The 23,176-nt window shown below is 47.9% G+C and carries 20 protein-coding genes; 5 read left to right on the forward strand and 15 right to left on the reverse strand.

Annotated elements, in window-relative coordinates:
* The 7 genes from Q0V82_RS07675 to def form a co-directional block, all read right to left on the reverse strand.
* On the reverse strand, positions 1–1,291 hold a 1,291-nt coding region (locus tag Q0V82_RS07675; protein ID WP_297574312.1), incomplete at its 3' end, for a sigma-54 dependent transcriptional regulator.
* A complete protein-coding gene (locus Q0V82_RS07680; protein WP_297574315.1) occupies positions 1,284–3,410 on the reverse strand; it encodes an ATP-binding protein in 2,127 nt (708 codons plus the stop codon). The genes Q0V82_RS07675 and Q0V82_RS07680, both read right to left, overlap by 8 nt.
* Positions 3,407–3,961 (reverse strand): DUF4390 domain-containing protein, encoded by a 555-nt coding sequence (locus tag Q0V82_RS07685; RefSeq protein WP_297574318.1) that lies wholly within the window; start codon positions 3,959–3,961, stop codon positions 3,407–3,409. The genes Q0V82_RS07680 and Q0V82_RS07685 overlap by 4 nt, the downstream gene beginning before the upstream one ends.
* Before the next feature lie 22 nt (positions 3,962–3,983).
* On the reverse strand, positions 3,984–5,270 hold the full coding sequence (gene rsmB, locus Q0V82_RS07690; RefSeq protein ID WP_297574320.1) for a 16S rRNA (cytosine(967)-C(5))-methyltransferase RsmB: 1,287 nt from the start codon (positions 5,268–5,270) through the stop codon (positions 3,984–3,986).
* Positions 5,271–5,360: 90 nt separating this feature from the next.
* Complete coding sequence (gene htpX / locus Q0V82_RS07695; RefSeq protein WP_297574322.1) at positions 5,361–6,224, reverse strand: zinc metalloprotease HtpX; 864 nt, start codon at positions 6,222–6,224, stop codon at positions 5,361–5,363.
* A gap of 29 nt (positions 6,225–6,253) precedes the next feature.
* Positions 6,254–7,174: a methionyl-tRNA formyltransferase gene (gene fmt, locus Q0V82_RS07700; protein ID WP_297574325.1), complete on the reverse strand. Its 921-nt coding sequence runs from the start codon at positions 7,172–7,174 to the stop codon at positions 6,254–6,256.
* Positions 7,175–7,275: 101 nt separating this feature from the next.
* Positions 7,276–7,779: a peptide deformylase gene (gene def / locus Q0V82_RS07705; protein ID WP_297574328.1), complete on the reverse strand. Its 504-nt coding sequence runs from the start codon at positions 7,777–7,779 to the stop codon at positions 7,276–7,278.
* Positions 7,780–7,949: 170 nt separating this feature from the next.
* Between def and Q0V82_RS07710 the strand changes: the two genes are divergently transcribed.
* The 5 genes from Q0V82_RS07710 (at position 7,950) to Q0V82_RS07730 (ending at position 15,638) form a co-directional block, all read left to right on the forward strand.
* Positions 7,950–9,017: a LysM peptidoglycan-binding domain-containing protein gene (locus Q0V82_RS07710; protein WP_297574331.1), complete on the forward strand. Its 1,068-nt coding sequence runs from the start codon at positions 7,950–7,952 to the stop codon at positions 9,015–9,017.
* A 2-nt stretch (positions 9,018–9,019) separates the two neighbouring features.
* Positions 9,020–10,129, forward strand: coding sequence for a DNA-processing protein DprA (gene dprA / locus Q0V82_RS07715; RefSeq protein ID WP_297574333.1), 1,110 nt, complete (start codon positions 9,020–9,022; stop codon positions 10,127–10,129).
* Positions 10,130–10,137: 8 nt separating this feature from the next.
* Positions 10,138–10,596, forward strand: a complete 459-nt coding sequence (locus tag Q0V82_RS07720; RefSeq protein ID WP_297574335.1) for a DUF494 domain-containing protein — start codon at positions 10,138–10,140, stop codon at positions 10,594–10,596.
* A gap of 53 nt (positions 10,597–10,649) precedes the next feature.
* On the forward strand, positions 10,650–12,944 hold the full coding sequence (topA, locus tag Q0V82_RS07725) for a type I DNA topoisomerase (RefSeq protein ID WP_297574337.1): 2,295 nt from the start codon (positions 10,650–10,652) through the stop codon (positions 12,942–12,944).
* An 84-nt stretch (positions 12,945–13,028) separates the two neighbouring features.
* Positions 13,029–15,638 (forward strand): EAL domain-containing protein, encoded by a 2,610-nt coding sequence (locus Q0V82_RS07730; protein WP_297574338.1) that lies wholly within the window; start codon positions 13,029–13,031, stop codon positions 15,636–15,638.
* An 82-nt stretch (positions 15,639–15,720) separates the two neighbouring features.
* Here Q0V82_RS07730 and Q0V82_RS07735 read toward each other — a convergent pair whose 3' ends face one another.
* From Q0V82_RS07735 to Q0V82_RS07770, 8 genes are all read right to left on the reverse strand, one after another.
* Complete coding sequence (locus Q0V82_RS07735; RefSeq protein WP_288841196.1) at positions 15,721–16,449, reverse strand: amino acid ABC transporter ATP-binding protein; 729 nt, start codon at positions 16,447–16,449, stop codon at positions 15,721–15,723.
* The gene (locus tag Q0V82_RS07740; RefSeq protein ID WP_297574344.1) at positions 16,446–17,111 is read right to left on the reverse strand and encodes an amino acid ABC transporter permease; all 666 of its coding nucleotides are present in this window, start codon (positions 17,109–17,111) and stop codon (positions 16,446–16,448) included. The genes Q0V82_RS07735 and Q0V82_RS07740 overlap by 4 nt, the downstream gene beginning before the upstream one ends.
* Positions 17,112–17,858 carry an amino acid ABC transporter permease gene (locus tag Q0V82_RS07745; protein ID WP_297574347.1) on the reverse strand — a complete coding sequence of 249 codons (747 nt, stop codon included), beginning with the start codon at positions 17,856–17,858 and terminating at the stop codon, positions 17,112–17,114. It abuts the gene before it with no gap.
* A 67-nt stretch (positions 17,859–17,925) separates the two neighbouring features.
* The gene (locus Q0V82_RS07750) at positions 17,926–18,825 is read right to left on the reverse strand and encodes a glutamate/aspartate ABC transporter substrate-binding protein (RefSeq protein WP_297574350.1); all 900 of its coding nucleotides are present in this window, start codon (positions 18,823–18,825) and stop codon (positions 17,926–17,928) included.
* A gap of 309 nt (positions 18,826–19,134) precedes the next feature.
* Complete coding sequence (locus tag Q0V82_RS07755; protein ID WP_297574423.1) at positions 19,135–19,875, reverse strand: amino acid ABC transporter ATP-binding protein; 741 nt, start codon at positions 19,873–19,875, stop codon at positions 19,135–19,137.
* A 72-nt stretch (positions 19,876–19,947) separates the two neighbouring features.
* Positions 19,948–20,733 carry a 16S rRNA (adenine(1518)-N(6)/adenine(1519)-N(6))-dimethyltransferase RsmA gene (gene rsmA / locus Q0V82_RS07760; RefSeq protein ID WP_297574353.1) on the reverse strand — a complete coding sequence of 262 codons (786 nt, stop codon included), beginning with the start codon at positions 20,731–20,733 and terminating at the stop codon, positions 19,948–19,950.
* Positions 20,734–20,878: 145 nt separating this feature from the next.
* The gene (gene pdxA / locus Q0V82_RS07765; RefSeq protein ID WP_297574356.1) at positions 20,879–21,877 is read right to left on the reverse strand and encodes a 4-hydroxythreonine-4-phosphate dehydrogenase PdxA; all 999 of its coding nucleotides are present in this window, start codon (positions 21,875–21,877) and stop codon (positions 20,879–20,881) included.
* Positions 21,877–23,166, reverse strand: a complete 1,290-nt coding sequence (locus Q0V82_RS07770) for a peptidylprolyl isomerase (protein ID WP_297574359.1) — start codon at positions 23,164–23,166, stop codon at positions 21,877–21,879. The genes pdxA and Q0V82_RS07770 overlap by 1 nt, the downstream gene beginning before the upstream one ends.
* Between the last annotated feature and the right edge of the window lie 10 nt (positions 23,167–23,176).

Below are 23,176 nucleotides of genomic sequence, written 5' to 3' on the forward strand. Positions count from 1 at the left end.
CAACGACGCGTTGCTTACGCGGCATCTGAATGCCTAATTGTTTTAACTTACGGTAGAGATGGGTGCGCTCCAAGCCAATTCGCTCGGCGACGCGACTCATATTACCGTTGGATAATTCAATTTGGCGCTCTAAATAAAACCGTTCAAATTGGTCTCGCGCTTCACGCAGTGGTAAGTCAAGATCGATTTGTGGCAGCGGCATGGCTTGCTGCGTCACGCCTAAAGTCGCCTCTTGCGAGTTGGGCGACAACTGCGTGAGCAGGCGGCTGACTGGCAAGATATCAATATCACCATCGCGACCGGTGAGGGCGAGACTTTTCACTACATTGGCCAGCTGATCAATATTACCTGGCCAATCTTGTTGGCTAAGTAATTGTAAGGCTGATTTAGAAAAGCGCCGTGGCCCGAGCTTATTGCTGGTGACGGTTTGCGCCAATAACACTTCGGCCATGGCTGGAACGTCTTCAGCATGTGCCCGTAGCGGCGGAACCGCCAAGATGATTTGGGTGAGTTGACGCAGCAATTCAGGTTCGCACTGACCAATGAGCTGATCGAGTGGTCGACTGGAGGCGGTGACTAAGCGGATTTTGTATTTTTCCAGCTTGGGCAGCAAATTGAGTAAGCCGGTTTGCGCTTTACGATCGAGCCAAGCGATGTCTCGCACAAAAATAGTCCCGCCCGTGGCGCGATTGAGCAGGTCTTGCGGTGGCAAGGCGAGTTCTTCGTTGGAACTTGGCGAAATAAACGGCGTGTTCGGGCGGGTTAAATGCCGGGCACACGTTTCAAAGCCGGATCCTGGTTCGCCGGTTAATGTGATAGGCAGGGTTTGGCTTGCAACCTGGTCAAGCGCCTCACGCAGCGATGTAATCGCTGGGCTATTACCGAGGCTCTGCAAACCCTGATTCGGCTTTACCTGATTCACAGGTTGCGAAAAAGCGCGTTTTACGGTGGCCAGTAGTTTTTGCAAACCGATCGGTTTTTCAAGAAAATCAAGCGCCCCAATGCGGGTTGCTTCCACTGCGGTATCCACAGTGGCATGGCCTGACATCATCACGACGGGCATGGTGAGTTGACCATTGCGCGCCCACTCTTTGAGTAGTGTCACACCGTCAGTGTCGGGCATCCAGATGTCCAGAAGCACCAAACGTGGTTCACCTTGGTTACGGTATTTGCGTGCAGCTTCTGCATTTTCAGCGATTGCAACGCTATACCCCTCATCCAGCAAGATTTCAGATAGAAGTTCGCGGATGCCGATTTCGTCGTCGACGATTAAAATATCTTGATTAGCCACTAGTTGTTTCCTCCCAGAGCGGCAGCTCGATCCTAACAAATGCACCGGTGGAATTACCCACCTGAACGCGCCCGTGATGTTCTTCGATAATTTTCTTCACGATTGCTAAACCTAGACCTGTACCTTTGGCCTTTGATGTAACGTAGGGCTCAAAAACACGTGGCAAGAGTTCGGCTGGAAAGCCTTTGCCGCTGTCTTCAATATAAAGACGTGCCCATTTTTCGTCTTTTTCCACCAGAAGGCAAATCCTTTGCTCTGCAGCATCGGTAATTGCATCCTGGGCGTTTTGTAGCAAGTTATGAATGACTTGCCGCAAATGCGTTGGGTCGCCATTAATCATCAGGGGCCCGTGTACTTTAAAATCGAGCATGATGGGCGACGCTTCGTACAATACCAGTACTTCGTTCAGTAATTGCATCAAATCCAGTGGGCGTTTTTTGCCCGATGGCTTGCGGGCATAATCCCGGAAGGCATCGACCATTTGTTTGAGCGCCGCAACTTGCTTGACGATGGTTTGCGTATTTCGACGTAAAAATTCAGCGCCAGCAGGGTCGAGTTTTTCAACTAGCTTCATTTCCATACGCTCGGCAGAGAGCTGAATCGGCGTGAGTGGGTTTTTGATCTCGTGCGCTAAGCGGCGCGCGACTTCACCCCAAGCCGCATCGCGCTGCGCTGAGAGCAGTTCAGTAATGTCATCAAACACCATTACGTAGCCATGCAAATCATCACTGCCATCGATTTTTTGCGTTAAACGGGTGCCGCGCACCAACAGCACGCGTTTTTCTGCGTCGAGCTCAATTTGGCGCTGCCAAACTTCATCGTCAGATAAAAACCCGTGGATGGTATGCGCAAAAAAAGCCGTGAGGTTGGGGTAGGCTTGATTCCATTTCGAGAGCGGCAAGTCGCCAATTCGGCTTGGGTCCAGCCCTAAAATGCGCAAGGCACTGTGATTGGCCGATTGTAAGTGCCAGTCTTCATCCAGCGATAAAACCCCAGCTGATAACGAAGCTAAAATCGCTTCAACATAGGCTTTGGCTTCGGCTTGTTCGGCTTGGTTGTGCTCTAGCGTGTCGCGAGCATCGGAAAGCTGGCGGGTCATTCGGTTAAACGAATGGGTCAAAATCCCGAGTTCATCGCGGCTAATCACGGGATGTTGTTGGGTGAAGTCGCCTTGTGCCACCGCTCGAGTGCCCGCTGCCAGCACCGATAACGGGGCGGCGAGTTTGTCTGAGAGGTAAATCGCTAAGGCCAAAGCGCCCAAAAGTGCCATGGTGAGTGCCATCGTCAGCGTGAGACTAAAAATCAGCTTAAGGCCTTCTCTGGATTGCGAGAGCTGCTTGTACTCACTGCGAACTTGTTCGACTAATTCAGCGTCTTGCGCCAATTGTTTGGGTACGGGTTGCAGTAGTTGCAAAAGCTTGACGCGATTGGAGAATTCACTGCCGGGCAATTGCACAATAATGCGCATCATCAAGCCATTGATGGGGTCTGATTCAATGGCTTTGTAACTGCCTCGTTCGGCCTCAGTAATGATTTTTCGGTCCGGTAGACTGGGCACTAGGCTGGCGTATTCATTGCCAATATGGGCGTGCACTTGGCCATTATTGTCAAACAGCGTGATCTCTTGCACGCCAGTTTGATCGCGCAGTTTGGAGAGCCGCTCTAATAAAGCGCTCTGGCTATTGTCGTGAATATCCCAAGCGATCACGCTGGCTTTGCGTTGTAAATCATTGAGCTGGTAATCAATGGCGTTGTGACCCAAATTAAGGCCACGATCGAGGGCATTATCCACCCGAACATCAAACCAGGTTTCAATCGAGCGATTTAAAAATTGTACCGAGAGTGTGTAAACCAAAGCGCCAGGTAAGACCGCGACCAAGGAAAACATCAAGACCATTCGAATGGTGAGCCGAGAGCCAAAAACTTTGCTTCTCACTCGTTTGAGTAATTGGGTGAGTCGAGAGCCTACCAAAACGGCCAGTGCGATCAACAGCAGGGCGTTGAGCGCTAAAATTAGCTTGTAGTATTGCGAAGATTCTGAGGTATTTCCCGAGGCCGAGGCCAATAGAAACAATAAAATCGTACCCAAAACGCCGAGAAAAATTAATAGCTTTTTCATGGCACAGGCTCGGCAGAAGGGCTACTAACCGGGCGCTGTAATTCATGCCAGCCCGAATCGAGCACCCAGTCTTCATCACCTAATGCGGTGAGTTGATACGATTTGGGTAGCTGTGAATGATCTAAACGAAAGCGGATTTTGCCAGCAAAGTCGTCATTATCAATATTGCTACCTTCAAGCACCGTCCAGCCGCGAATAATACTCAGCGCCACTAGCGCCTCTTCGGCGCTATTAAAGCTACGGGTGAGGCCGCTGGTATTGAGGCGGTATTGTCGGGTGAGCGGCTGATAGCTGAGGCGATAGGTGATGCTGGCGGTGGAATTAAAGCTGTCGGCTAAATTGCGATACCAGGCGTAAAATTTAGGTTTTGTAAGTTTAAATTCGTAAGTAAATGGCAGTGATAGCCCATTTTTTAGCGCGGTTTCAATGTCTGGCGACAACGTGACCAAGTAACGTCCCGCCAGTTCGATATGATTACCGTTAAATTCAACTTCGGACTTGATGGTTTTGATGCTGCCTGCTTGCGCGTAATAAGCGCATAGCAGCAGCATGACACCCAATAGGTATCGCCAATTACGATTTAGAGAAAAGCGCGTAATAAAAACCATCATGTTCCGCGGTGGGTAATAACTGACCATCGATTGACTGGCCATTCGGTAATGCGCTGGCGGGTAATTCTAAGCGTTTTGCATCAGGATGACGCAGCGCAAAAGCCTCGGCTGAAGCGGCATTTTCTATAGGAAAAACTGAGCACGTAGCGTACAGGAGTTTGCCGTTTGGCGCTACGAGCGGCCAGAGTGCATCCAAGATTTTTGCCTGTTGGCGCGCGAATTTTGCCAAGTCATCGTTGCGACGCAACCATTTAATGTCAGGGTGACGACGTGCAACGCCTGTTGCCGAGCAAGGTACGTCGGCCAAAATTCTATCGAATTGCTGACCGTCGAACCAAGTATCTGGGGCAGATGCATCGCCTTGCAGTAAGGTCGCGGTTTTATTGACGCGCTTGAGGTTGTCTTTAACGCGCTGTAGGCGGCTGGCATCGTTATCCAGTGCGGTTAATGTCACTTGCGCGGTTTCTAAAATATGGCAAGTTTTACCGCCAGGCGCAGCGCAAGCATCGAGTACGGTTTGCCCGTCGTGTAAATCGAGTAACTTGGCGGCAACTTGCGCGCCCCAATCTTGAACTGACACCCAGCCAGCAAAAAAGTGTGGTAAAAAATCAACACTCACTGGGCGTTTTAAAATAATGGCTAATTCGTCGAGTGCGCTCGCTTCAATATTGGCGGCGCTTAGGAGCGCCAGATAGTCATTCACTGAGGTGTGTGCCGGATTGACACGCAGCGTCATCGGCGGATGTTGATTGTTGGCGACTAGGATCGCTTCCCATTCTGTTGGGTAGGCCGATTTCATGGTTTTAATCCACCAAGCTGGGTGTGAATACAAACCCACTTCATTGGCCTGTGCACGACGAACTAATTCGTCTTTGCCGCGTAAAAAGCTACGTAAAACGCCATTGACGAGGCCTTTGCCAAAGCCGCTGCCGGTTTGCGCTGCAACTTTGACCGCATGGTCAACAATGGTGTGCGATGCCGCACGCGTGAATTGCAGTTGATAGACGGCAATGAGTAACAGCGCTTTGAGTTCAGGTTCATGCAATGGACTGCGCAGCAGCTGTTTTAAAACACCCTCTATTAGACCCAATTGACGCAAAGTGCCATAACAAATATCTTGAATCGCGCCGCGTTGGCCTGATTCAAGGTCGGGGTTGCTGCGCCAAACGGCATTGAGGGCTTCGGTGAGATTTTGACCGGCCAAAACATGGGCGACGGTTTGTCCGGCTAATTTTTGGGTAATAAACATAATAAGCTTCCAAATAATGAGCCCGACCAAGTGTCGGGCTGTAGGGTATTGAGTGGTATATCTTTTTTTATAAGGTCTACAAAGATATACCTATCCGGTGTATCTGATATTTTGTTGCGCCATAGTGCGTAAACGTGCCACCCGTTCACTGGTGAGTGGGTGAGTACGAAATAAATTTTGTAAGCCACCACCGTGCAGTGGGTTCACAATCATCATCTGTGCGGTTTCTGGGTGCGCTTCTGCCGCATGCATTGGAATGCCACGCGCAAAAGCTTCAATTTTGGTGAGTGCATCGGCCAGCGCCGCAGGATCGCCAGAAATGCGCGCGCCACCGGCATCGGCTTCAAATTCACGCGCTCGGGATATCGCCATTTGAATCACACTGGCCGCCAATGGTGCCAACATGGCAACCGCAATGCGGGCGATGGGATTGATACTGTGCCCGTTGCTATCGCGGCCGCCAAAGAGCATGGCAAAATTAGCCAGCGCTGAGATCGCCCCGGCCATGGTTGCGGAAATGGTTGAAATTAAAATATCGCGATGCTGTACGTGCGCTAATTCATGCGCCATCACGCCGCGTAATTCGCGGTAGCTCAGTACACGCATAATGCCCGTTGTGGCGGCCACGGCGGCGTTTTCAGGATTACGTCCGGTGGCAAACGCATTGGGTTGGTCTTCATCAATCACAAACACTTTGGGCATCGGCAGACCCGCATTACGCGCGAGCTCTTGAACCATGGTGTACAGCTCAGGGGCACTTCGCGCATCGACTTGATGCGCGTTATACATTTTGAGCACCATTTTGTCGGAGTTCCAGTAGGCGAAAATATTCATGCCGCCACCAAAAATCAGTGCCATTAGCATCCCGCTTTTACCGCCGATTAAGCCACCAATCAGCATAAACAAGGCCAAAATTGCGGCCATAAGAACCGTGGTTTTAAACCAGTTATCCATGATTTTGGCTCCTGTTGATGTGAACGAAACTAAGCACCCAATTGCTGCCCGATCGCCAGTGGCGAGCCGCTCAAAAAAGCCGCCGCGCTGATGCGCTTGCCGCCAGCTTTTTGGAGTTCGGTTACGCGCAGCGCGCCTTCACCACAGGCAATAATCAGCGCGTCTTTTTCAACGGCAATCAACGTGCCGGCTGTGCCTTGACCTGCAATGGTGCTCGCTTGCCAAAGTTTGATGGTTGCGCCATCCAGCGTGGTTTGGGCGCTAGGGAAGGGGTTGAAAGCACGAATTTTGAGCGCGAGCTGACTGGCCGATTGCGTCCAGTCGATTTGGGCTTCTTCTTTTTTGAGTTTTTCCGCGTAACAAACACCAGTTGCCGGCTGAGGGATTGGCGTCAAATCCGGTAGCTGATCCAAAGCACTGACAATCGCACTGGCGCCTTGCTGGGCTAATTTGTCATGCAAGGTTTGCGCATTGTCGTCGTGCGTAATCGGCGTGATATGCACTGAGAGCATGTCGCCGGTATCGAGCCCAGCATCCATTTGCATAATGGTGATGCCGGTTTCGGTGTCACCGGCCATGATCGCCCGTTGAATTGGCGCGGCACCACGCCAGCGCGGTAGCAGCGAGGCATGAATATTTAGGCAGCCTAAACGGGGCAGATCGAGGATGATTTGTGGCAGTATCAGGCCGTAAGCTGCAACCACCATGACGTCTGCCTCGATACCCAGCAAGAGCGCTTGTTGTTCCGCTGTGCGTAGTTTTTCGGGCTGATACACGGGAATCTGGTGCGCTTGGGCGACCATTTTGACTGCCGATGGTGTGAGTTTCATGCCACGGCCACTGGGGCGATCAGGTTGTGTCAGAACCAAAACAATCTCGTGCCCAGCGGTAATCAGCGCTTTGAGTGCTTCAGCCGCAAAATCAGGCGTGCCAGCAAATATAATTTTCATGGGTTTATGCGCAAAAGTGAATGGATGTGAATGTCCTCGTCTGGTGCGAAGTTCAAGTTGCCGATTAGATCTAGGATCTTAGGATCTAGATCCTAGATCAGTTACATTGTGCGCTTTTGATTTTTTTTGATTTTTTGAAGAATGCGATTGAGTTTGAGGCGCGAGAGTTTTTCAACAAAAATTTTACCGTCGAGGTGGTCCATTTCATGTTGAATGCAAATCGCCAGCAAGCCTTCGGCTTCTAATGTAAGCGCTTTGCCGTGTCGATCGAGTGCTTGAACGGTGAGTGTTTGCGCACGCTCAACTTCTTCGTAAATGCCTGGCAACGAGAGGCAGCCTTCTTCGTACGTAGTGTGACCATCGGCAACGATGATTTCTGGGTTGATCAACACCAGCAAGTCGTTTTTTTCTTCAGAAATATCGATTACAACCAAGCGCTGATGAAAATCAACCTGCGAGGCGGCAAGGCCAATACCCGGTGCGGCGTACATGGTTTCTGCCATGTCATCGATTTGGCGTTGCAGAACTGTATCAAAAACAGTCACGGGCTGAGCGATTGTGTGTAAGCGCTCGTCGGGATAGTGCAGAATGTTTAGAATTGCCATGTGTGCTTGCTAGACCAAAAGTTGATATGCAGAATTAAAAATAGAGATAATCTATAGCGTTGTATTATATTCGATATGGGTCGGGGTGGTTAGATATCAAGATCATATCGGTGAACTTCTTTGAATTTTTGCTTGCAAGGTCGACGACCGGTAAGCTTTGGGCTTAAATAATGATGCGTAAATCCATTGTATCGCTGCTGTTAGCGGTTGGTTTTTTATCTGCGCCTGCCTTGGCAGATGAATTGAAGTTAGCTAAAAATGCACCGGATCGGTATGTGGTGGTGAAAGGCGATACATTGTGGGGGATATCCGGTAAATTTTTAAGTCAGCCTTGGCGCTGGCCAGAAATCTGGCAATTAAATAAAACTGACATTAAAAATCCGCACTGGATTTATCCCGGTGATGTGATTGTGTTGGATACTTCAAGTGGCCAACCGCGACTTAAATTATTAAAAAATCAAAAATTTGACGGGCGCAGCGGCAACGGCAAATTAAGCCCGAGAATTCGCGAAACCACCTTGAGTGGCAATGCGATTGCGAGCATTCCCTACGCCTCAATTGAGCCTTTTTTGAGTAAACCGCTGGTGATGAGTGTTGAGGATTTTACGGCCGCGCCACGGATTGCTGCAGGACCTGATAGCCGCTTATTGTTTGGCCCAAGTGATCAAATTTACTCCGTCGATTTGGTCGATGCCCAACCTGGTGAGACATGGCAGGCGTTCCGCAAAGGTAAACCATTGGTTGATCCAGAAAATCCTAAGGAAGTGATTGGTATTGAAGTGACTTACCTGGGCGATGTTCGGGTTAAGCGCGAGGGCGACGTGACCACGATGATTGTCGGCAATAGCCGAGAAGAGATTTCAGTCGGCGATCGTTTAATCCGCTCGCCAGAAAAGCAATTCATTAATTATGTACCGCACTTGCCAGCTCATGCCATCGAAGGCAAAGTGATTTCTACTTATGGTGGCTCGACTGAAGCGGGTTCTTTAACCACGGTGGTACTGAATCGCGGCGCACTTGATGGTTTGGATATGGGCACGGTGCTGTTTAGTTATAAAGCGCCAAGATTGATTGCTAAAGAAACCAGCGCCGAACCAACACGATTTACGCCACCGATTAAAAGCGGCAATTTATTCGTGTATCGTGTTTTTCCAAAAGTTGCTTATGCCCTCGTGATGGACAGCACATTGCCGATTAATGCCGGCGATACTGCGAAGGCTGGTGCTGCGGCAGAATAAGATTGCTCACCGCTGAACTTCAAGCTTGGCTACGACTCTCTCTAGTTCCTGGACTAGGGGTTCGTAGCCAATTGCATTTATTGCGCGCTTTGGGCGAACCTGAGAAGATTTTTTCTGCGCCGCGCAGCGCATTTAAAAGTCTGATTTCTCCCCAACTTATTGACGCAGTGTTGACCACTTGTGTGCCAAATCATACTGGCATCGTCGAGTTAACCCAAGCGTGGTTGCTTGAACCTCAGCATCACTTAATCACTTTAAATGATGCATTGTATCCGGCTTCGTTGTTGTCACTACCCGATCCCCCAATTGTGTTGTATGCCAAGGGGGACTTGAATTTACTTAAAAAGCCCGCACTCAGTATAGTAGGGAGTCGAAACGCCACGCCGCAGGGGATTGAACATGCAGAGCAATTTGCTGCACATTTATCCAACGCCGGACTGTGCATTGTGAGTGGTATGGCCAGTGGTATTGATGCTGCAGCACATCGCGGTGGCTTAGCTGGCCGTAGTTCGAGCATTGCAGTAGTGGGAACAGGGCTTGATCGGATCTACCCGGCCAGTAATCGTCAGCTCGCCCATCAATTGGCGAGCGAAGGTTTGATTTTGTCGGAGTTTGCCTTGGGCTCACCGCCGTTGCCGATGCATTTCCCACAGCGAAATCGAATTATTGCTGCCTTAGGTTTGGGCTGCTTGGTGGTTGAGGCGGCATTGGGTAGCGGCTCATTGATTACAGCGAGACAGGCCGTTGATCTTGGCCGTGAAATTTTTGCCATACCTGGCTCAATTCATTCCCCGCAAGCGAAAGGTTGCCATGCCTTGATTAAGAGTGGTGCTAAGCTTGTTGAGTCGGGGGATGATATTTTGAGTGAACTTTGTTTTGGTAATGATTTATTTTCAGTGGCCGCTACGCCTAAAAAACAGGCTCAGCCGCCGGTGGCTGAGGATGAGTTTTGGCAAGCTTTAGGTTGGGACCCCGTAGATATCGAGACTTTAATTCTGCGAACTGGCTTGACGAATGCCGCGCTGTACGAGATTCTGTTGGGTTTTGAATTGGAAGGGAAGCTGGCTTCTTTGCCTGGCGGACGCTATCAACGCATTGGCGGAGGGGTTTAATACAGATTATGTTAGAAGTGCTTGCTTACCTTTTTGAGCAGTTTTATAACGCAGATGGCTTGCCTGATATGTCTCAATTGGCCAAAAAATTGTCTTTGGCTGGCTTTGAAGGTGAAGATATACATGACGCGCTGACGTGGTTATCTGAGCTCAAACAAATTGATGTTGCACCCTATAAATTACTCGATTCCAGTGAGTTTGGTTTTCGCTCCTTGCATCCGATGGAGCTAGAAAGACTGAGTGAAGAAGCGGCAATATTTATGCATTCTTTAGATGCAACACGAATCTTGAGTGCGGGCGAGCGCGAACTAGTCCTTGATCGACTTTGGCGTGAACCCGATGGTGAAGTCGCTCTAGAAAGAATTAAATTAATAGTTTTAATGGTGATTTGGCAAAAGCGTGACGCTTTAACCAATCTCCTAATCGAGGAGTTGCTGTTTGGCCGTGAAGGTTTTGCTTTGCATTAGACCGCGCTGCGCCACGCACTCCAGTTTTTGAATCTCTGCTGCCTTGGGGAACCATGCCGGCCAATCTCTTAATCGTTGAGTCGCCTTCGAAAGCGAAAACCCTACAAAAATATTTGGGCAAAGATTTCCAAATTCTTGCTTCTTATGGCCATGTGCGCGGATTAGTGCGTAAATCTGGCTCGGTAGATCCTGAAAAAGACTTCAAAATGAAGTATCAGATCATCGAAAAAAATAAAAAGCACGTTGATGCCATCTGTGATGCCGTTGAAGCTGCTGACCATATTTATCTCGCCTCCGATCCGGATCGAGAAGGTGAAGCTATTTCTTGGCACATTATGGAAATTTTAAAAGCTAAGAAATTAATTAGCCCAGAAAAAACCTTTAAACGCGTTGTGTTTCATGAGATTACTGAGTCTGCTGTTTTGCAGGCCGTCGCCAATCCACGCGATATTGACTTTAATTTGGTCAATGCACAGCAAGCACGCAGCGCCTTAGATTATTTGGTCGGCTTTAATTTGTCGCCCTTGTTGTGGCGAAAAGTGCGTACTGGTCTCTCCGCAGGCCGAGTGCAAAGTCCTGCTTTGCGCTTAATTTGCGAGCGCGAGATTGAAATTCGTGCGTTTAATGCCCAAGAATACTGGTCAATCCACCTTGATACCAAAAAAGGTCGCAGTAAAGTCGCGGCGAGACTCACCACGTGGCAAGGGAAAAAACTCGATCAATTTGATATTCCGGATGAAGCGGCTCAAGCCACTATTTTGGCGGGTTTAGCCGATTTACCCGCTCAAGTGCATTCGGTTGAAAAGAAAAAGAAATCGCGCAGTCCTGCTGCGCCATTTACTACGTCAACCTTGCAGCAAGAAGCGGTGCGTAAATTAGGCTTTACCACCGATAGAGCCATGCGCACTGCGCAGCAACTCTATGAAGGGATTAATCTGGGCGGGGAAACCGTCGGTTTAATCACGTATATGCGTACCGATTCGGTGGCTTTATCGAATGATGCTTTGGCTGAAATACGTGGCTATATTGGCGAGCATTTCGAAAAAGAATATTTACCGAAAGACGCGATTGCGTATAAAAACAAAGCCAAAAATGCGCAAGAAGCGCATGAAGCGGTACGTCCAACGTCGATTCATCGCACGCCTGAGTCGGTTAAAACCTTCTTGTCGCCAGAGCAGTTTAAGCTGTACCAAATGATTTGGAAGCGGACCTTAGCCTGCCAAATGACCTCGGCAAAATTTGATACGGTTGCGGTCGATATTGCTGTTGGTAGTCCAGAAAATTTATTTCGTGCCACAGGACAGACTTTGGTATTTCCGGGCTTTATCGCGGTATATCAAGAAGATGCCGATGATGTCGACGATGATGATGATGAAGCTCGCTTGCCGGTGATGACTGAAGGCGATGTGTTACCGGTAGAAAAACTCTCTGGTGAGCAGCATTTTACCCAACCGCCGCCACGCTTTACTGAGGCGAGTTTGGTCAAATCACTCGAAGAATTTGGCATTGGTCGTCCTTCAACGTATGCATCGATTATTTTTACCTTAAAAGATCGTGAGTACGTGATTTTAGATAAAAAGCGCTTCACGCCGACCGATACCGGTGAAGTGGTGAATAAGTTTTTATCTGAGCATTTTACTCAGTATGTGGATTACAACTTTACCGCCAAATTGGAAGACAAACTCGATGAAATCTCTAACGGCAGCCGTGAGTGGATTCCGGTTTTGGAAGAGTTCTGGGTCAAGTTCCATAAGCAAGTTGAAGAAAAACAAGCTTTAACCCGCGCTGAAGTCACGCATGAAGCGATGGATGAGGATTGCCCGAAATGTGGCAAGCATAAGCTATCGATTCGCTTAGGTCGTCGTGGCCGCTTCATTAGCTGTAGCTCTTACCCAGAGTGTGATTACACACGCAATATTGGTGATGATCCCAATGCGGCCCCAGTTGAGCCCGAAGTGGTACCTGATCGCACATGTCCAAAATGCGAATCACCCTTACTGATCAAATTAGGTCGTTATGGCAAGTTTATTGGTTGCTCTAATTATCCGAAATGTAAGCATATTGAGCCACTTGAAAAGCCCAAAGACACCGGTATTGAATGTCCTGAGTGCCATAAAGGCAGCTTGATTGAGCGCAAAAGCCGTTATGGCAAGCTGTTTTATTCTTGCAATACCTATCCAGATTGCAAATATGCAACATGGAACCCACCGGTGGCAGAGCCTTGCCCACAGTGTAAATGGCCGATTATGACCATTAAAGTCACAAAACGCCGTGGCACCGAAAAAGTGTGTCCACAAAAAGAGTGTGGTTACAGTGAAGTACTGATCCCTCCGCCAGAAAAAGCGTAAAATCACACCACAACGGGAATCGATTCGGTTCCCGTTTTTAGTGTTTTTTTGATAAAGCTCATTCAATTGTTACTCAAGGCTTTTGTGCGGTCAGAAAATCTAGCCCCTATTGCAGCATCGCTTGCGCCTCATGAGGCCTTAGGCCTTTATCAAACCTATTTTAATGCTTTTGATAATGTGGTTAATTTATTGGCGAGCGCTGATGATCCTGATGCCATGGTTGAAGTATTGCGCACGCTGGCAGAGGCATCGCATAGCGGAATGACGGGACTGTATTTGAATGAGGCCGATGGCAAAATAGCGCGGTTGACTTCAGCATGGCGAGATGATGATTGCCATCTTGCACGCAATACCCCCCAGCCGTTTGTAACGCTAGAGTATGACCAATATCCATTACTGGCCGATACCCTTGCTGTCGGTATGGTGCTCAATAAGTCATTGCTTGAGCTACCGCTCGCCGAGCAGATGCTATTGGCGCAAGTCGGGGTGCGCCAATTATTGTGTATTCCATTGCTAGATAATGGGCAGTTATTTGGATTTTTATCTTTTTTAAATGACGATGAACGCCGGCAACGCGACTCAACCGAGCTGCGTTTATTGTCGATGTTAAGCAATCATGTGGCGCAGGCGCTGTTAAAAGCCAAAGTAGAGGCCGATTCAATTGCGAATCAACAACGACTACGTGCCTTAGTCGGTGCGACCCAAGATATGGTGTTTGAACTAGAGCCCAATGGCGTGATTTGCCAAGTTTGGTCTGGTCATCCTAGCCTACCTGCGCCCAGTGATTTATTGGGGCGCGCCTTAACCATTGCATTGCCTTTTGAGTTAGCCCGTGAATTAGTGCAACGCGTGCCTAAATTATTGGCAGGGCTTGCCAGCATGCAGTTTCATTGTGTGTTGCAAGACCAAGTCTGTCTTTTAGTGCGTTTGCAATGCGTTGCGGCGGGTAGTCGTCAGCATATTGTGGTGTTGATGCAGGACGTGACGACATTAATGCAAGATGCGGCGCGTAAAAAAACCACGCTGGACACGCTAAATTTACTCGAAGAGGCCATTGTCGATTTGTCGCCGCAAGGCCTGCTGACGGAGACGACCATCGCTTGGACTAAATTACGCGGAATGGATCCGCGTCATTTAAATCAGGATTTATCACGGTCTATTTTGTCCTGGGTTTATCCGGATGATGTGACCTTGGTGGCGGATGTTTTGGCACAATTGGCCAAATCAGCAGTGCCCAATCAGGTTCGTTTTCGTTTGATGCGTGAAGATGGTGAGTTTGTGTGGGTCGAAGCACGTTTAATCGCCCATTTTGGACCGGACCAACAAATCACTGGCTTGCGCGGCGTATTACGTGATGTAACGGTGGCCCATTTAAATGAGCAGCATATTACGCAATTGGCACTTTATGATGGATTAACCAGTTTACCTAATCGTCTTTTGCTCGATGATGAATTGCATCGCGCCATTGATCAGGCTCGAATAAATCAGTGCAAAGTCGGTTTGGGCTTTATCGATTTAGATCACTTTAAACAAATTAATGATGCATTTGGGCATCAAACCGGCGACGAGTTACTGATTAGATTATCGAAGCGTCTTAAAGCGGTATTGCCCGAAGATGCCATTTTGGCCCGTTGGGGGGGCGATGAATTTATTGCCTTAATTCCAAACTTAAAAGACAGTAAACAATTAAAAACTATTGCTGAGTCACTTCGGTTAGCTGCCAGAGAAAGCATCAGTATTAATGGCATGGAGACGCAACCGACGATTTCAGTGGGTTTTGCGATTTATCCAGACAATGCCGAAAGTGGCGAAGAATTATTATCTGCTGCAGATCATACGATGTATCACGCCAAGCATGCAGGAAGAAATAACGCCTGTTTTTATGGTGATATCGTTCATTTAAAAGCGCTGGGCCGTGAACATGTTGCGATTCAATCTCGATTGTCGAGTGCGATTCAGCAGGGCGGTTTGCAAGTGTTTTATCAGCCAGTGGTGAATGCTAAAACTGGCGAAGTGGTATCGGTTGAAGCGTTGGCGCGTTGGCTAGATGATAAAAGTGGCTGGATTAGCCCTGAATTATTTATTCCAATGGCAGAAAAAGTCGGTTTAATTCAAGAATTATCAGAGCAGATTATGCTGATCGCATTTGCTAAGTTGCGCGATTGGCGCGATGCTGGTTTGGCGCAAAAAATGATGATTAATATTTCACGTAGTCAATTGTTTTTACCTAGTTTTGTGACGCAATTGGTTGAGCGTTTATCCAGTTTTCGTTTGCGGCCATCGGATATTATTTTAGAAATCACCGAAAGTATTGCATTGACTGATTTCTCTCGGCAAATGCGTCATTTACGGCAATTGCGTTTGGCAGGTTTTGAAATTGCGATTGATGATTTTGGTACTGGGTACTCTTCATTGTCGCAATTGCATGAAATGCCGGCCCAAATGCTTAAAGTAGATGTGTCATTCGCGCAGCGTCTGCATACAGAGGATGGTAGAAGAGTCATGCATGCGATTGCACAAATGGCGCAAGGTTTGCAATTGGAGCTGGTGATTGAGGGGGTTGAAAGCTTAGAAACCGCCCGCTTTTTGCAAGGATTGGGCGTGAATTATATGCAAGGATTTTACTTTAGCGAACCAGTGTCAGCGGGCGTTGCCGAACTTTGGATGCGCTTGGGTTTGCAAGGAAAAATGTAAAAAATGGCGAAACAAAAAAAGGGCGGCAAGGTATACGCTTGCAGCCCTTTTTTATGAAGGCTTCTCGGTCAATACTTCGATCTTAGTTATGCAGGATTTTTGACAAGAAGTGCTGAGCACGCTCACCACGTGGGCTGCCAAAAAACTCAACCGCACTGCAATCTTCTTCGATATGCCCTTTATCCATAAAAATTACCCGATTGGCAACGCGGCGCGCAAAACCCATTTCATGGGTTACACACATCATGGTCATGCCTTCTTGCGCCAATTCGGTCATGACGTCGAGCACTTCATTGACCATTTCTGGGTCTAAGGCACTGGTCGGCTCATCAAACAGCATGGCAATCGGGTTCATTGCCAAGGCGCGAGCGATCGCAACACGTTGCTGCTGGCCACCCGAGAGCTGGCCAGGGAACTTAGCCGCTTGCGCCTTAAGGCCGACGCGATCGAGTAGCTTGAGGCCTGTGTCGCGCGCTTCATCGGCGCTACGGCCTAATACGCGCTGTTGAGCGAGCATTAAGTTTTCTGTGATCGAGAGGTGTGGAAACAACTCAAAGTTTTGAAATACCATCCCAATTCGCGAGCGCAATAAAGGCAGGTCGGTTTGTGGATCGCCCACTGAGATGCCATCAACAATAATTCGGCCTTCTTGGAAAGGTTCTAGTGCATTGACGCACTTAATTAAGGTCGATTTGCCCGAGCCCGATGGTCCGCATACGACAACCACTTCACCTTTACTAATATCTGCAGTGCAATCGGTCAGGACTTGGAAATCACCGTACCATTTATTAATGTGTTCAATCGAAATCATACGGTTGTCCTCTTTTTGAGGTACGTCACATAACTAGACGCACCAAAGCTAATAATAAAATAAATTAAACCTGCAAATAATAAGAACTCATGCGGTTGGCCAACAATATCACCGCGTGAACGTGCGGTATTTAAAAAGTCCATTAAACCAACAGCATAAACCAAAGAAGTGTCTTGGAATAAAATAATCGATTGCTGCATTAATAAAGGCATCATTTTTCTAAATGCTTGTGGCAAAACAATGAGTTGCATTGCTTGGCGATAATTTAGCCCCAATGCATAAGCGGCATTAATTTGTCCTTTTGAAATCGATTGAATCCCTGCGCGAACGATTTCGCAAAAATAAGCCGCTTCAAATAGCATAAATGCAATTAAACACGAGGTGAGCGCACCGACAGGGCGATTCGTTCCGGTGACCCAGCCAATGATAAAGGGCACCATAAAGTAAAACCAAGTGATGACCAGTAGCAGTGGAATAGAGCGGAAATAATTAACATAAAACCCTGCGGCCATGGCTAAAAATTTATATTTAGACAAGCGTGCTAAGGCCAGTAAAGTCCCGATGACGACCCCGCCAATGATAGAAAGCACTGTCAGTTTGAGTGTTAACCACAGTCCATCCATCATGCTCGGTAGTGCAGGTAAGATATTGGAGAAATCCATTTATTTTCCTCCTAAAGCAATAAGGCCAGGTACTTGCACCCGTTTTTCTAATTTACGCATTAGCAACATCAGACTCATATTGAGTACGAAATAAATTAAAGTGGCGAGGGTAAATGCTTCGAATAAATTGGCCGTGAATTCAGCGGTTTGTTTGGTTTGCGCCAATAATTCCATAAGCCCGATTAAGGACGCAACCGATGAGTTTTTAAATACATTCAAAAATTCACTGGTGATCGGCGGAATGATGATGCGAAAAGCTTGTGGCAATAAAACATCTTTATACAGTTGCGGTAAACGTAAACCGAGCGCTAAACCGGCATTTATTTGACCCTGAGGAAGTGCCTCAATGCCGGTGCGAATTTGTTCGGCAACTCGAGCGGCAGTAAATAAGCCTAAACAAATCACGGTGCTAATAAATGCGCTAGTCGCTGGATTAATGTCTTGTTTGAACCATAGCTCTAAACTTTCAGGCAGATAATCGGGCACCATAAAGTACCAAATAAACAATTGAATTAAGAGTGGTACATTTCTAAATAAAGCCACATAGCCAGCGGCTAAATTGGCAATTATTTTGTTGGGCAGCGTACGAGCAACACCAATGATTGTGCCAATGAATAAAGCAATAATCCAGCTGGTGAGGGCCAGCGCAATCGTCCAGCCTAAACCGGTCATGAACCAGTCTAAATAAATTTCACTGCCGATACCGGTGGGTTTAAAAAATACACCCCAGTCCCAATGATAATTCATCGTAATTTTCTCCAATGGTAAAAAAGCCGAGTAGTGTTGCTACTCGGCTTGCTGAGTATGCGGTGAATTACATTTGTTCGGCGGACTTGTCTGTTGGCTTAGCGATTAATTCTTTAAAATCATCAGACATTGGGAAATTGAGATTTAAGCCTTTTGGTGGTACTGGGCTTTCAAACCAGCGTTTGTAAATGGTATTGATTTCACCTGATTTGTAGGTGCTGGCAATGGCGCTATCGACGATCTTTTTAAATTGTGGATCATCTTTACGCAATAAACAGCCATAGATTTCATATGATTGTGGTTTGCCAACGATATCCCATTCGCTTGGTTTTTTTGCTTTTGCCATTTCACCGGCCAATAAAGCATCGTCCATCATAAAGGCGACGGCGCGATTTGATTCCAGCATTAAGAATGATTCGCCGTGATCTTTAGCGCTAATGATATTCATATTCATTTTTTTGTCTTCGTTCATTTTTTTCAAAATGCGTTCCGACGTCGTGCCAGCAGTGGTCACGACATTTTTACCGGCTAGATCAGGAAAGTCTTTAATTGCGCCGCCTTTTTTAGTGAGTAGACGCGTGCCAATTTCAAAAATACCCAATGAGAATGCCGCTTGTTTTTGGCGTTCAATATTATTGGTGGTTGAGCCACATTCAACGTCAACTGTGCCGTTTTGCACCAATGGAATGCGCGTTTGTGAAGTCACCAAGTTATAACGAACTTGTAGGTTCGGCATCTTGAGTTCTTTCTTTACCGCTTCAACGATTTTGTTGGAGATGTCGACTGAGTAGCCAATTGGTTTGGCGTCATTGGCGAGGTAGGAGAAGGGGATCGAAGAGTCACGATGCCCCAAGACAATGACACCGCTTTCTTTTACTTTTTTTAAGGTGCCGCTGAGTTCTTCTGCGCCAACGTGTGCGGTGGTGAGTAGAGACATTGCAATGGCCAGAGGAAGTAATACTTTCATGTCGTGCTCCAAGATGTGAGGGTTTTGATTTTTAAGTTTTTTTTTCAGTATATGTAGAACTGAATGAAGCAACATCTAGGGATGTTCCTTACGGGAATACGATAGTGCCCAGTCAATTATGGACATGTATAGGCGTTATATACACTGAATCATTATTTAGCTGAATAGACTGCAATGCGGTGGATTGTATGCTGATGGTGGGGTATTGTTTGTAACCGTATTTTATCCAATTGCTACCGCGATATACCCCATAAAAATGGCTGCCATAGGGCAGCCATTTTGTTTTTGAGTGGTGTATTTTTCGCGTAATTATTGGTCCATGGGGCTTAGTATTTGACGTAAGAATTGTTTGGCGCGATCGGTTTGTGGGCTGGTAAAAAAGCTTTCTGGCATGGTGTCTTCAACGATTTCACCATGATCGAGAAAGATTACCCGATCAGCGACTTCGCGCGCAAAGCCCATTTCGTGGGTGACCACCATCATCGTCATGCCAGATTCGGCCAGTTGCTTCATCACCGCAAGCACTTCGCCAATCATTTCAGGATCTAGTGCGCTGGTCGGTTCATCAAACAGCATGACGCGTGGATTCATTGCCAAACCGCGGGCAATGGCGACACGCTGCTGTTGGCCACCCGACAAATTGCTTGGGTAAGCATCTTTTTTATTTAATAGGCCAACACGTTCCAGCAATTCTAAAGCTTGCTGTTTAGCTTGTGCCGCAGGGACTTTTTTGACATTAATCGGCGCTAGGGTGATGTTTTCTAACACCGATAAATGCGGATAAAGATTGAAGTGCTGAAAGACAAAGCCGACTTCTTCACGCAATTTATTGATATTGGTTTTGGTGCTATTGGCTTGAATGCCATCAACCCAAATTTCACCATCATTAATCGCTTCAAGTTGGTTAATGGTCCGTATGAGGGTGGATTTTCCCGAGCCAGAGGGGCCACAGACCACCACCACCTCACCTTGTTTGACTTCAAGGTTGAGGTTTTTTAAGACATGGTGGTCACGACCATACCATTTGTTAACATTATTAAAGCGAATCATGGTCACATTATCGTTCATGGGTGAACCTGTTATTTTGTAAGGGTATTCAGGGTTAGCCTAGCGGGGAAAACCCTAGTTGGCCAAGGCATTACTCAGTGCCACATATTGGGCCACGCTGACATTCTCTGGTCGGCAGCTCGGGTCAATGCCCAAATCAGCCAGTACTTGATCGTTAGCGATGCCTTTTAAATTATTGCGCAGTGTTTTGCGGCGTTGCGAAAATGAAGCTAACACTAATTTACGCAGGTGATCTTCATTTTTAGCTGGATAAGGTAGTACGTCATAAGGCACCATCCGCACCACGGCCGAATCGACTTTTGGCGGTGGATCGAATGATTCTGGCGGCACATCAATAATATGATCCATCAGATAGCGATATTGCAGCATGATCGATAGTCGGCCGTAATCGGTGGTGCTCGGCTCAGCAACCATGCGTTCAACGACTTCTTTTTGCAGCATAAAGTGCATGTCGTAAATGACGTCGCTAAAGGTGGCGAGATGAAACAGCAGCGGGGTCGAAATATTGTAAGGCAGGTTACCGACTAATTTAATTCGTTTGCCAGGCGCGATTTCGCGCGCCAGTGCGCCAAAATCAAAATTGAGGGCGTCGGCATTGTGAATCACTAAACGCTCTGGCGGATAAATGCTGGATAAATGACTGACAATGTCACGGTCGATTTCGACCACATTCAGTTGTGGAACGCGAGCCAATAGCGGGGCGGTCAGCGCCGCCAAACCAGGACCGATTTCGACGACGATGTCGTCCGCTTGTGGGTCGACAGCATTAATGATGCCAGCAATGACGCCTTGGTCTTGCAAAAAGTTTTGTCCAAAGCGTTTACGGGGAATATGAGCCATTTGAATCCTTGCCCCCAACGGGGACATACAAAAATAAAAAGCGAGATGTCTCGCTATTGTAAAGCAGTCGCACCATGTGGTTTTTCCGTTGATCGATTGAGTTTATCAAGCAATGCCGAAAAGGCCACGTGCTGCGCTGAAGTCGTTAAGTGTGGGCCGCTAATGTGGCGGCTAATTGAGTCGCAGCAATCAAGCTGCCGACATCGGCCTGCCCTTTGCCGGCTAAGTCGAGTGCGGTGCCGTGATCGACCGAGGTTCGAATAATCGGTAAGCCCAGCGTGACATTAATGCCAGCACCAAAGGTGGCAAATTTTAAAACCGGCAGTCCCTGATCATGATACATCGCCAACACCGCATCGCCTTGCGCCAAAATGGGTGGATTAAATAAAGTATCAGCAGGCAGCGGTCCGATTAAGTGCATGCCTTCGGCGCGTAATTGCTCGAGCACCGGAATGATGACCTCAATTTCTTCACGGCCCATATGGCCACTTTCGCCGGCGTGTGGGTTGAGCCCTGCCACAATGATTTTGGGCTGAGCTAGGCCAAAATGCTGCTGTAAATCATGCTGCAAAATACGCAAGGTATTGCGTAATGATTCGCTGGTAATCGCACTGGCGACGTCTTTAAGCGGCAAGTGCGTGGTCGCCAATGCCACCCGCATCATCTTGGGCGTTGTGCCGTATTCACCGGCCAACATCATAACTACCTGTGGGGTATGGGTCTTTTCGGCAAGGTACTCGGTATGTCCAGAGAAATACCCACCCAGCTTGGCGTCATTGATCACCCCTTTGTGCAGAGGCGCGGTCACCATTGCGGCGAACTCGCCTTGCACGCAGCCCGCGATGGCGCGATCAAGTAGCGCCAAAACATAGCTTGAGTTTTTTGGCTCAAGTTGCCCAGCAATACTGCTGACGACTAAGGGGATATGTAAGACTGAAACCGGCGCGCTGTGCTCGGCTTGATAATCAGGCCAAGTGGCGACTATGGCAGGATCAATCCCAACGCAAGCGGCGCGCTCAAGCAGTAATTGGCGATCAGCCAATAAAACGATAGGTACGGGTATATTGCTCTGCGCCAATTGGATTGCTAGCTCAGGGCCAATACCTGCGGGTTCTCCGGTGGTGATCGCCAATGGTTTTTGCATTACTCGTCCTTGAGGCGCAATTCAACGTGGGCGCGATCACGCAATTGACGCAGCCAATCATCGTATTGCTCTTCAGCTTTACGCTGTTTTAATTCATTGCGTAATTTGAAGCGCGCGCGCTCTAAAGTGACGTCTTGCTTGCGGCGTTCATCGACGCGAATCAAATGAAAGCCAAATGGCGATTGTACCGGTTGGCTCACTTCTCCGAGTTTGAGCGCGTTCATGGCGTTTTCAAATTCTGGGACGGTTTCACCCGGATTAAGCCAACCTAAGTCGCCGCCTTTGGGCGCGCTGGCGTCATCCGAAAACGCTTTAGCGAGGTCTTCAAATTTTTCGCCATGCTCAATCCGGCTGCGGATTTGACGTAATTTTTGTTGTGCATCGGTGGTCGAGGTGATTTCATTGCTGCGAATCAAAATGTGCCGCACATGGCTTTGATCGACGACGATTTGTTCTTGCTGGCTACGCTTGTCCAGTAGCTTGAATAAATGAAACCCCGCTGGACTGCGAACCACATCGGTAATGCCACCGGCTTTGAGTTGGTCGAGCAAGCTGGTAAAGGCCGGCGGCAAAGAGCCGGCAGGTCGCCAACCTAATGAGCCACCCTTATTGGCATTTTGATCGGCAGAATAACTGGCGGCAACGCTGGCAAATGCCGCGCCGGTTTCCAGCTCTTTTTTGGCCGCTTGAATGCGTAAACGGCGCGCTTGAATTTGCTCAGGCCCGGCGTTTTCTGGCAATGGAATAAAAATCTGTGCCAAGTTGTATTCCATTTGTTCTTTATTGGCCGCCAGTTTGAGGTAGTCGTCAATTTCAGACTCGGTCACCACCACTTTGCTATCGATTTCACGATCTTTTAAGCGAGCCAGTAGCATTTCTTGGCGAATCTGATCGCGAAAGCCGCGCCATGACATGCCGGTTTCTTCGAGTTTTTTGCGAAACACCGGCAAGCTCATTTGATTTTGTGCCGCAATCCGGTTAATCGCCATTTCTAGCTGATTGTCATCAACCCGAATCCCGAGTTGCTGAGCGTATTGAGTTTGTAGCTGATCCAAAATCATCCGTTCGAGCACTTGTTCTTGCAGTACTTGCTCCGGTGGTAATTGAACTTTTTGCTGTTCTAGATTTTTGCGAATCGCGTTGATTTTTTGATTGAGTTCAACTTGGGTAATTGCATTGCGATTCACAATGGCAATCACCCGATCAGCAGTAATAATTTCGGCCATTGCCGCACTACTAAAGAGCGCTAAAGTTAGCGTTGCGGTACGCAGCAAAGTCATAGTCTTCATACGGTTGTAC

The organism is uncultured Deefgea sp., assembly GCF_947072475.1.
GTDB lineage: Bacteria > Pseudomonadota > Gammaproteobacteria > Burkholderiales > Chitinibacteraceae > Deefgea.

Bases quoted from the DNA above. Each gene is read 5' to 3' on its own strand.
- Q0V82_RS07680 (WP_297574315.1), bottom strand. From the start codon at position 3,410: ATGAAAAAGCTATTAATTTTTCTCGGCGTTTTGGGTACGATTTTATTG.
- Q0V82_RS07685 (WP_297574318.1), bottom strand. From the start codon at position 3,961: ATGCTGCTGCTATGCGCTTATTACGCGCAAGCAGGCAGCATCAAAACC.
- rsmB (WP_297574320.1), bottom strand. From the start codon at position 5,270: ATGTTTATTACCCAAAAATTAGCCGGACAAACCGTCGCCCATGTTTTG.
- htpX (WP_297574322.1), bottom strand. From the start codon at position 6,224: ATGGATAACTGGTTTAAAACCACGGTTCTTATGGCCGCAATTTTGGCC.
- fmt (WP_297574325.1), bottom strand. From the start codon at position 7,174: ATGAAAATTATATTTGCTGGCACGCCTGATTTTGCGGCTGAAGCACTC.
- def (WP_297574328.1), bottom strand. From the start codon at position 7,779: ATGGCAATTCTAAACATTCTGCACTATCCCGACGAGCGCTTACACACA.
- Q0V82_RS07710 (WP_297574331.1), top strand. From the start codon at position 7,950: ATGATGCGTAAATCCATTGTATCGCTGCTGTTAGCGGTTGGTTTTTTA.
- Q0V82_RS07720 (WP_297574335.1), top strand. From the start codon at position 10,138: ATGTTAGAAGTGCTTGCTTACCTTTTTGAGCAGTTTTATAACGCAGAT.
- topA (WP_297574337.1), top strand. From the start codon at position 10,650: ATGCCGGCCAATCTCTTAATCGTTGAGTCGCCTTCGAAAGCGAAAACC.
- Q0V82_RS07735 (WP_288841196.1), bottom strand. From the start codon at position 16,449: ATGATTTCGATTGAACACATTAATAAATGGTACGGTGATTTCCAAGTC.
- Q0V82_RS07740 (WP_297574344.1), bottom strand. From the start codon at position 17,111: ATGGATTTCTCCAATATCTTACCTGCACTACCGAGCATGATGGATGGA.
- Q0V82_RS07745 (WP_297574347.1), bottom strand. From the start codon at position 17,858: ATGAATTATCATTGGGACTGGGGTGTATTTTTTAAACCCACCGGTATC.
- Q0V82_RS07750 (WP_297574350.1), bottom strand. From the start codon at position 18,825: ATGAAAGTATTACTTCCTCTGGCCATTGCAATGTCTCTACTCACCACC.
- Q0V82_RS07755 (WP_297574423.1), bottom strand. From the start codon at position 19,875: ATGATTCGCTTTAATAATGTTAACAAATGGTATGGTCGTGACCACCAT.
- rsmA (WP_297574353.1), bottom strand. From the start codon at position 20,733: ATGGCTCATATTCCCCGTAAACGCTTTGGACAAAACTTTTTGCAAGAC.
- pdxA (WP_297574356.1), bottom strand. From the start codon at position 21,877: ATGCAAAAACCATTGGCGATCACCACCGGAGAACCCGCAGGTATTGGC.
- Q0V82_RS07770 (WP_297574359.1), bottom strand. From the start codon at position 23,166: ATGAAGACTATGACTTTGCTGCGTACCGCAACGCTAACTTTAGCGCTC.